The sequence below is a fragment of the Psychrobacter sp. CX16 genome, from assembly GCF_057396245.1.
The window spans coordinates 1-11,521 of the sequence record NZ_JBXYJF010000048.1 but is presented as its reverse complement, the minus strand read 5'-3'; the positions used below and the strand labels follow the sequence as shown (position 1 = coordinate 11,521).

The window sequence follows — 11,521 nt, the reverse complement described above, 5'->3', positions numbered from 1 at the left end:
CATCTGCTACTTCACCTAATCCTGGAGCAACATTATCTACAACAGTTGTGATCGCTGTAGTTTGGGTCGGTGCTACTGTGTCTACAGTTATGCTATATGGTTGAGAGGTTGGGCTTTGATTGCCACCTGCTGTATCAATACGTGCAGTGTACTCATAAGTATTCCCATTCTCTAAACCAGTATCGTTATAGGTCCAAGTAGTACCGTCTACTGTGGCATTACCAATCACTTCACCATCACGTAACACAACAACAGTCTCTGAACCTGTCAAGGCAGTTGAGATAGAGCCTGTGATCTGTGGCGTGGTATCGTTTGTATCCTCTCCATTGGCCACTACACCGGTTTGTGGGGCTTGGTCATCTATAACTGATAATATCTGTACAGATTGGTTTGAACCACTGGTGTCGATTGAAATTGAGTATTCGTTCGATAAGGCACCTTGGTTACCCGCCGCATCTTCAACGCGTGCTGTGTAGTCATAAGTTGAACCACTTGATAGGCTTGCATCAGTGAAGGTCCAGTCTGTACCTGTAACTTTTGCTTCGCCAACTTTTTCTGAACCACGGTAAACTGCGACAACTTCACCATCAGTTAATGCTTCGCTGATCGTGCCTTGTATCTCTGGTGTATCATCATTGGTAAATGCGCCGTCTGCAACGTTGCCTAAACCTGGGGTGACGTCATCAATAACGGTTGTGATTGTTGTTTCTTGTGTTGGTGCTGTTGTGTCTACTTCAATAATATAACTATTGGATTCTCCACCTGCTATACCTGCCGAATTTCTTACTAAAGCTGTATATTCATAACTTGTATTGTCGATCAAACCACTATCACTTATGGTCCAGTCTGTTCCAGTTACTTGAGCTTCACCAATTTCTACACCATCACGAAGAACAATAACTACTTCATCAGGATTTAAATTAGCACTTATTGTTCCTTCAATAACTGGATCTGTGTCATTGGTTGATTCCCCGCTATTAATAACACCTATATTTGGAGTAACATCATCTTGAACTTTAGTAATTGTAATGCTTTGAGTTGGCCCTCCAGTATCAACATTAATTGAATAGGAGTTAGAGGTTTCGCTGAAATTACCTGCAGCGTCTTCAATTCGGGCAGTGTATTCGTAGTTCGACCCACTTGCTAATCCACTATCTTCAAAGCTCCATGCAGTATTATTTACCGTTGCTTCTCCGACTTTGTTACCATCACGATAAATTGCTACAATTTCATTTTCATCTAAAACTGTATCCAAAGTTCCTTCTAAAGTCGGAGTAGTATCATCGGTTGTATCACCACTACTAACATTCCCTTCTTGAGGCGCAACGTTATCAATTACATTAGTAATAACTACTTCTTGAGTTGGAGAAGTTGTATCTAATTCGATACTATAGTCTGCAGAAATTGCACCACGGTTACCCGCAGCATCTTCTACGCGTGCGGTATAAATATAGCTTTCGCCATCAACTAAACCGCTGTCATCAAATGTCCAAGTCGTACCGTCTACTGTGGCCCTACCTACTTCTGCGCCATCACGTAATACGACAACTTCTTCGCCATCTTCCAAGGCTTTACTGATCGTACCCTCTACTAGGGGGGCTGTATCGTTTGTGATGCCGCCATTAGACACCATGCCTGTTTGCGGTACAAAATCATCTACAACATTTGTGATAACAACTGACTGAGTCGGTGCTGTGGTATCTATGTTAATGGCATAGTTATTCGATACAGTACCCTGATTACCAGCTGCATCTTCAACGCGTGCTGTGTAGGTATAGCTCTCCCCATCAACCACACCAATGTCTTCAATACTCCATGTGGTGTTAGTAACGGCTGCTGACCCTACTTTAACGCCATCACGGTAGACTGCAACGACTTCACCTTCGTTGAGGACACTACTGATTGTGCCTTCAATGGTTGGCGTCACGTCATTGGTTAAGCCACCATCAGATACGGTACCGGTTTGCGGTGCCACATCGTCAATAACGTTGGTAATCTGTGTCTCTTGAGTTGGTGGCGTGGTGTCCCCTGTCACAGTTGTATCGGCTGTATTACCTGCATCGTCTTTTGTGGTTGCGGTAACATCTTTACTGGTATCCACTTGGTCTTCAGGTATCTTAATCTCACCTGTGTCTTTATCTACTGTAGCGCCCTCAGGTAATGGATCTGCCGATGTCCATTCACCCGTTTCTGGGTCTTTGGTGGCAACAATAGTCTGGTCGTTACCTTCTTCATCTTTGTAATCGACAGACACTTCGCTGCTGTCATCATCGGCTGGGGTTACGGTAACCACTCCTTCTGGGGATACGTCAATATTTGGCTCGGCTGGTGGCTGTGTGTCAACGCCGACGGTGGTTGATGGGGCATCACCACTGACGTTACCAGCAGCATCTTTGACGTTATAGCTAAGCTCGTGTTCACCGTCAGTGAGTTCTGTTGTTGGGGTTAAGGTGATGCTACCGTCTTCATTGGTGACTGAGGTCGATGGCACAACTTTTCCATCAACTACTAATTGCGGTGTTTCGCCTGATTGTAGTTGATCAGCGGGTATGGTGACACTTGGTGTGTTGTCATTAGTCTTATCGCCATTAGCAATGACTTCTGCTGGGTCAAGTACATCGCCTGAACCATCGTTAGCGACATTGTCTGTCACAACTGGTGCATTCTCTGGTGTTGCTGGTGGTGTGGTGTCCCCTGTCACTGTGGTATCTGCTGTATTACCCGCATCGTCTTTTGTGGTTGCGGTCACATCTTTACTGGTATCCACTTGGTCTTCAGGTATCTTAATCTCACCTGTGTCTTTATCTACTGTAGCGCCCTCAGGTAATGGATCTGCCGATGTCCATTCACCCGTTTCTGGGTCTTTGGTGGCAACAATAGTCTGGTCGTTACCTTCTTCATCTTTGTAATCGACAGACACTTCGCTGCTGTCATCATCGGCTGGGGTTACAGTAACCGCACCTTCTGGGGATACTGTAACGCTTGGCTGTGCTGGTGGCTGAGTATCAACGCCAACTGTGGTTGATGGGGCATCACCACTGACGTTACCTGCAGCATCTTTGACGTTATAGCTAAGCTCGTGTTCACCGTCAGTGATCTCTGTTGTTGGGGTTAACGTGATGCTACCGTCTTCATTGGTGACGGGTGTTGATGGTACAACGTCTCCATCAACCACTAATTGCGGTGTTTCGCCTGATTGTAGTTGGTCAGCGGGTATGGTGACACTTGGTGTGTTGTCATTGGTCTTATCGCCATTAGTAATGACTTCTGCTGGGTCAAGTACATCGCCTGAACCATCGTTGGCGACATTGTCTGTCACAACTGGTGCATTCTCTGGTGTGGCTGGTGGTGTGGTATCTTTCGGTGCGTCATCATCGTCATCATCTGCTAATGCAGCGCCAATGGCAGCTAAACCTGCAAGACCTACTAACCAGGGTAACCAAGCAAAGCCGCTATCTTCTGCAGCACCAATCCAATAAGGGGTTTGATACGCATTACCCCCTAAAGCTTGTCCTTCGACATCACCTGCGGCAAGCTCTGTAACAAAGTCTGCAACTTCACCCGTATCTGGCACATAGTAGTAGTAGCTACCATCTTCTGCTAAACCAATAAGTGCACTATCAGCCTCGTCGTAATAGCCTTCTATGATTAGGTCGCTGTCTTGTCCTGATTCTTCCATTGACACGTGTAAGTCTTTGCCCACACGTTTAGTAATAATATGATCTGGCGCTAGGCCGGTTGCTTGATCAACAAGTTCATAGTTTACTTTGTTGGTGGCTTTGATGACGGTTGGATGACCGTCTTTGGTCACAACTTGATGTTCAGCTATGGTTTGTGCAGCATCGTTTACTTTTACAATAATCGTTTTCATTTTGTTTTCCTAGGATGGGTACGTATGCGTATGGATGGGTTATTAATTTATAATTATTTTTGATTAGCACTAACGGTTGCGACAACGCGGCGGTTATTGTAACGACCTTCTGGTGTGGCATTGGTGTCAACTGGACGGGTTTCACCAAAGCCTTGCGTTTGTAGTCGATTCGGATCAATGCCGTACATGGTCACAAGTTGTTGTTTAACGGCTTCTGCACGACGTTTTGATAGGTCCATGTTGTAGCTGTCTGAGCCCATACTGTCGGTATGACCTTCGATGATGGTGCTGGTATTTGGATATTTCTTCATAAAGTTTGCAACGGCTTCGATACGGGCGTTGAACATGGGCTGTACAACGGCTTTGTCAAATTCAAACAACACCTCTAGGTTGATTGGTTTATCGATTTCGACCTTCACAGGTTGTGGCTCAGGCTCTGGGGCTTGTTGAACAATGGCTGGACAGTCACGAATCACACGGCTGATTTGATGAGTTTGTTCGGTTTGGGTGCTTAGGATTTGTTGGGCGGTCGCCTCGTCAAGCTCACTTAGCTTTGGAGCGCCTGTGGCGTCATCGATATCAACGTAGATATAGTGGTTTTTCTGATGAATAAAGTTAACGAGGTGACTGTAGGTGTTGGTGAGGTCATTTGTTTTAAGACCAGTTGGGGCGACGCTGATGTAGTGTTGTCCACTGCAGTAGCGAATTTGTGAGAAGTGTCCTGGTTGTAGGCTTACTTGGAATCTGCCGTCAATGGCAATGTTGGCACTGGTTTGTAGTCCGTCGTTATCTAAAGGGCGTACAAAGATGAGGTTAGCTTCATTGGCAGGTAGGTTACTTGCGTTCATGGGCTGGAAGGTGGTGTTGCCAGTTTTGTACCATCCTATGTGGTCGACTTGGCGAGCATTGTCTTTGGCACTTGCGGTACTATTGATGCCTAATAATGCTATTAACGACCCTGTCAATAGTGTCGTTTTTAGTTTTTGAATATTATTCATAGGTTGTTCCTTGATTCTTAAGTAGAAAGAGTGGTTGTTTAAAACTATTTGCCACTTTGTTCCATAGCTTTTAAGATAAGGAACAATAAGAAGTATGAGAATTAGTTATCACTTTTAACTATTAGATATACTTAATAAAAAAGTCTATTTTACAGTAACTTAGCACTTAAAATATTAATTATAAGTTAAAATTAAATAAAAACTAATTTTTTTATTTGGAATTTTTTCTCGAACAGGTTGTTTATATATAATTATTAATAAATTATCTTTCAGTATCAACATCTTAAACTTAGACCCTACAGTTCTGATATCTAAATAAATTTATGTAATAAAGTATTACCTTGGTGATTTAAAATATAAATTACTGAAATGGTTAAGAATTCTTTTATTTTAACTGGATATAATTTAATAAAAGATTCTGAATATACTTTCATTAAGCAAATTTCAAATTATGCTTTTAAATATATTTATTTACCCTATTTATAATATAAGTATTGCAATTTATATGCCCAAATAGTAAGCAGTAATAAATAATTAATAATCTATCCTAAAATAAATTTAATTAATTTTTAAATAAAAACTAAATATAATAATAAAGTGGTCGATGCTTAGGACTCCAAAGATAAATATATAGACATAAAAAAACGCCCTCATTGCGAGGACGTGTTTTAAAGCTATGAGATGATAAAGTTATAGAACGATATCTACACCACCATTCTGAACGATGTCTAAATCGATATATATTGTTCTTCCAGAACCATAGCTATTATAGTATTCGACATACTGATTGCCTTGGAAGTCAACTGGATTAGTCGTATCAAAACTCCAAGTATTCTGACGTAGACCTCCTAGTTCAACTCTATCACCTTGTCCCCCTGCAATATAAAGCCCATCTAAATTACCATCTAATTCTGAAGTTGATGAGTTATAAGCAGATCTAGAACCAGTAAAGAATTCATTACCCTTACCACCAAGATCTAAGACCTCAATTGCAGTTAATTCATTGGCGTAAATAATATTTCCAGAACCCGTTATTTCAAGGGTATCAATACCTTCACCACCATTGATGTTATTTGTACCATCTGCATCAATGCGGTCATTACTTCCGCTAATAATAATCTTGTCGTTTCCAGCACCCATGTTAATAGTACCACCATCAACACCTTGAAGTGTTAACGTATCATTGGCGTTAGAATAGTAAATATTAGAGCCTTGTAAATCCGCGTCTGCAAATGGACCTTGTTGAGCAAATGGACCATCTTCTTCAGAGAACGCTTCGACGCCCGAGGTTAAAGTATCGCCTTCACCTAACCAGATAGTACCGCCATTAAGTTCATTAACCCGAACTATATCTACAGTATTATCTTCATTCTTATTGATATTACCAGTAGTTAATGTTCCACTATTCAGTTTATTGACAATAATTAAATCACTTTCAATACCACCAGAAAGCTTGGCTTGACCTCCAATTAAGTTCTCTACATAAATTTTATCTTTACCAGCCCCTCCAACTATTTCGCTATTAACTGTAACCAGATTATCAATTATGATTGTGTCATTACCTGAGCCTCCAGATACAACACTTGGTATCTGACCAAGAATACCATTTATATCCCCTTTAACTCTGATGTAGTCATCTCCAGTACCACCATCGACATAAGCTTTACCATCAATGGGATGACCAACATTGCCGTCGATAATAATTCTATCTGAACCTGAGCCGCCAGAAATAGAAGCATTCGCAACATCGCTACCAACATTAACAATATCATCACCATCTCTGGTATAAATCTCAGCACCAAAATTGACAATGCCACCAATATTTATCACATCAACACCAGCTCCAGTATCAATCAAGGCACCCCCATTAACATTACCATCAACAGTAATATTATCCTTACCATTACCCGTTAGAACTGTTCCAGAAACACTACCATTAACAGTAATATTATCCTGACTATTACCCGATAGAACTGTTCCAGAAACATTACCTGTTACATTCAGAATGTTATTATCAGTCTCAAGATCAATGTTGGTGTCATTACCAAGACTTAAACCTGAATCATCAGCATACTCCAGCTTGTAATCATCTGGTTTATTGCCACTTCCTAAATCGACGAGTCCAAGTATACTACGACCGACAGTAATATTATCACTACCGCTACCGGTATAGAGGTTACCAACGACATCTTTAGTAGTAGAGACTATATCGTCGCCTGATTCCATATATACACTAGTGTTACGACCTATATAACCCTCATCAGCCCCAGTACCAGTAGTACGGAAAATGTCGTTATCTTCACCCATATAGATTCTTGCTTCCACAGAAGAACCCGCTAAGTTAGACGTACCACTAATACTTAGTAAATCATCTCCTCTTCCTGTATCAACCGTTACAACTTCACCTTTACCATCGGTAGATCCGAAAGCAGAATTTCCGCCATCATTAGGTGGGTTAGCATTATTACCTAGAATATTAATTGTATTATCCATAACCAAAACATCGTCATAGTTAGTGAATAATAAAGGATCTGAATATAATGTATCTTCTGAAATAGTAAATCCTGTCTTTCTATTTATTAAAATAGAGTCCTGCAAGACGATTGTTTCAGATGGACCATATACTAAACTCATATCATTATTTAAGCCTAGGCTATTAAATACACCTTGAACTCCAGGATCAGCTTCTATATCAAATCCTGCATCTGCAGCTTTCTCGTTATTGATATCTTCATCAACTATTTTACCATCACTATTAGTAATAGTCGCAACTGCACCAATAGTTAGTTTGTCAAGTTCTGGATCTCCAGTTTGGTCAGTATCTTTCAAGCTAGTGACATCAACTTCACTACTGTATGTACCATCATCTAGAACAGTCGTGGTAACAATAATAGGATCAGGATATACGACCATTTCAACTACCGTACCATCCTCTTGTGTAACTTCCTCAGTCACAGGGTTACCATTGTCATCTAACTCTGGTAAGGGTTCACCATCTTCACCATAGATTCTTACTGCAATGGTAACTACACTACCAGGTTCAGCATCTGTAGTACCTGTTACTTCTGCCATTACTGGTTTAGCTTCTTGGACATCAGCGTTAAGTGCTACTGGTAGCTCTGCAGGTGTAGTTGGATCGTTAGACTCGATAGTATATGTAGCCTCAAACTGACCATTTTCATCAATTAAAGCCTCAGCTACCAAGTTGCCATCTAAATCATAAATTTCAACATGATCTCCTTCCTCAGCCAGTTTATTACCAATGCCACTAATTGTTACTTCATAAGCTGTGACAATTGGCTGACCAGTAGTGGGATCAATTACATTAGGGTTAGTTTGCGTAGCAACTTCATTAATTTCTACTACAGACGCATCAGCAACTGATGCATCAATAAAGTCTTGTAGATCAACCGTAAGTTCAGTTGCGTTTGGATTTTCTGGTTCAACTTCGCCTCTAGTTGTCGTATCAGATCCAGGATTAGAATTCGGTAAAGTCTCATCCTTAGGATCTATAATAGCAGTTACTGTAGTTTCCGTATTAACAGGGAAGTCAGACTCTGGATACTTAAGCGTTAACCCATCGTCGATCATATTCTGATCAACTGTCACAGGATCGGCAGTTGTACCATTTGGATTTGTGACAATTACTTGATCACCAATAACTGTACCCTCTGGTAACGTGATTTCTACTGTAACAATTTCATCATAAGTAATTGCATCAGGATCTATATCCGAAGTATCACCTTGAGCATTAGCTATTGTTGCTGTAATACCTTTGGTGTCTGTATCTACTTCTAACACACCGGCATCGATTACTTCCTGAGTTACTTGATAATCTTTAGTTGTACCGTCTGCCATAGTTACAGTAATTGTATCGTTAACAGCTACATTTTGAGGTAAAGCGATCATAGCCTTATCTACTACAATGTCTTCAGGGTCTAATGACTCATCATCATTGTCCTGAATAACAACAGTCGGTGCTGGACCAGCTACTTGATACTCTTTGTCACCAGTAACTTCAGCAGTATTACCCACTTCATCAGTAACGTCTGCAGTTGCATCAACAACTGGGGTATTAGTATCAGGATCTTTTGGAGCTGTAGCTAATTCAGAGCCTGGAACTGGAATACCAGCCTCACCATCAGTACCTAAGATGTTGCCGTCTGCATCAACGGTGCCTTCGTAATCTGTACCATTAACAGTAATAGTTACAGTATCGCCTTCAGTAAATTCACCTTCAACCTTACCAGTTACACGAACAACGTCTTCAGTTTCTGCCGCCTGAATAACGTTATCTTCTGTAATGTCATCAAGTGTGATGGTAGCGTTCGCTTGAACGTCGATAACATAAGGTCTATCTGCTTTAATTACTCCAGCATCAGCAACGTTACCCAAGCTATCGGTGGCTAACACAGTTGCTTTTACAGTATCTGTACCCTCTCCAGTATTAGCATCTTTAGCAGCTGCTAACTCTGAACCAGGTACATCTACGCTAAACGTACCGCCTGGCTCAACAGTAGTTGGATATTCTTTACCATTTAAAGTTACAGTTACCACGTCACCTGTCTCGAACTCACCAGCAACAGTACCTGTAATCGTAATATCTTTACCCGCTTCAGTAGCATCAACGATATCGTCTTCAGCGATTGGGTCGATATTGATAACGGTATCAGCTGCAGTTGGACCAGTGATATCAACTTTGTAAGTTTGATCATCATTCACAGTAGACTTATTACCGGCTTCGTCAGTGGTTACAGCTGTCGCTTCTACTTTTTTATCTGCATCTGCAGCTAGTTCAGAACCTAGTACATTAACAGTGAAGTCACCAAATGCATCTACTGTTGTTTCATAAGATTTATTATTGACAGTAACAGTTACTTTATCACCTTCAGTAAATTCACCTTTAACCGTACCAGTGATAGCAACTTCAACGCCTTCAGCAGCTTCTGACTGAACAATTGTATTGTCATCAGTGATGCGATCTAGTTCGATCTTAGAGACAGGCGCAGTTGTATCACGGTTTGCATCATCTGTACCAGGCTCACTTTCATTACCCGCAGCATCAGTGATAGTTGCTTCGACTTCTAGCGTCTTACCCTCTTCTGGTGCATTTACTTTGACAACAATCTCTTTTGCGTCAATCTGAGCTTGCGTTAGTGCAGGTTGATCTACACCGTTAACAGTCACTACGTCACCAGCTTTGGTATCTGTTGGTAGCTTAATAGTCACATCCACTTTACCGTCTGTATCAATCTCATCAGCAGTGATGAAATCATCACCATTTCCAATGACTGGGGTTGGCGCAGTAGGTGCTGTGATATCTAACGTTGCACTATCAGATCCTTTAACTAGGTCAGCTTCAGGGATACGTCCATCTGTTACAACCGCTGTAACTGTCTTTTCTTCACCTTCAGGGAACTGCTCAGCTGGGTAGCTGATAGTTATACCGTTATTCAAAATATCTTGAGTAACAACGTAATCAGTTTTAGTTGTACCATCAGGACTAGTTACAGTGATAGTGTCACCAACTTCGGTGCCTTGTGGTGCTTTGATGTTAACGTCAACTGGACCATCAAGCTCATCTGCACTGATGAAACCATCATTGTCCTTATCTTCTGTAATGGTAACAACTGGGCCTGTATCTTGTTTACCATCACCAGTTGAGTCACCTGGTACTATGGTGTCAACAGTTGCACTGTCTGTGCCAGGCTCACTCTCATTACCCGCAGCATCAGTGATAGTCGCTTCAACTTCTAGTGTCTCACCTTCTTCTGGCGCATCTACTTTGACAACTACCTCACCTGCTGTGATGTCGTTATCGGTTAAGACAGTATCTTCACCGTTTACAGTAACTGTATCACCAGCTTTAGCATCATCTGGCAGATCAACAGTTACGTCAACATTACCGTCACCATCAATCTCGTCAGCTGTGATAACGTCATCACCATTACCGATGACTGGGGTTGGCGCAGTTGGTGCTGTGGTATCTTTAGTCGCACTATCAGATCCTTTAACTAGGTCAGCTTCAGGGATACGTCCATCTGTTACAACCGCTGTAACTGTCTTTTCTTCACCTTCAGGGAACTGCTCAGCTGGGTAGCTGATAGTTATACCGTTATTCAAAATATCTTGAGTAACAACGTAGTCTTTAGTAGTGCCATCAGGATTAGTAACCGTTACCGTATCACCCACCTGAGTTTTCACTGGTGTTTCAACCTTAACTTCTACAGTACCATCAAGCTCATCTGCACTGATGAAACCATCATTGTCCTTATCTTCTGTAATGGTAACAACTGGGCCTGTATCTTGTTTACCATCACCAGTTGAGTCACCTGGTACTATGGTGTCAACAGTTGCACTGTCTGTGCCAGGCTCACTCTCATTACCCGCAGCATCAGTGATAGTCGCTTCAACTTCTAGTGTCTCACCTTCTTCTGGCGCATCTACTTTGACAACTACCTCACCTGCTGTGATGTCGTTATCGGTTAAGACAGTATCTTCACCGTTTACAGTAACTGTATCACCAGCTTTAGCATCATCTGGCAGATCAACAGTTACGTCAACATTACCGTCACCATCAATCTCGTCAGCTGTGATAACGTCATCACCATTACCGATGACTGGGGTTGGCGCAGTTGGTGCTGTGGTATCT

The 11,521-nt window shown here is 41.7% G+C and carries 3 protein-coding genes; all 3 read right to left on the bottom strand.

Features of this window, described 5'->3' with window-relative positions; translation table 11 throughout:
• Positions 1-3,871 (bottom strand): Ig-like domain-containing protein (locus AC2SLM_RS12585; protein WP_486554236.1); only part of this gene is annotated, 3,871 nt, incomplete at its 3' end.
• A 53-nt stretch (positions 3,872-3,924) separates the two neighbouring features.
• Positions 3,925-4,869: an OmpA family protein gene (locus AC2SLM_RS12580; protein ID WP_486554234.1), complete on the bottom strand. Its 945-nt coding sequence runs from the start codon at positions 4,867-4,869 to the stop codon at positions 3,925-3,927.
• Positions 4,870-5,559: 690 nt separating this feature from the next.
• The coding region (locus tag AC2SLM_RS12575; RefSeq protein ID WP_486554233.1) for an Ig-like domain-containing protein at positions 5,560-11,521 on the bottom strand (5,962 nt) is incomplete at its 5' end.

What these genes read in the sequence shown, in the direction of transcription:
- AC2SLM_RS12580 (WP_486554234.1), bottom strand. Translation starts at nt 4,869, where the DNA reads ATGAATAATATTCAAAAACTAAAAACGACACTATTGACAGGGTCGTTA.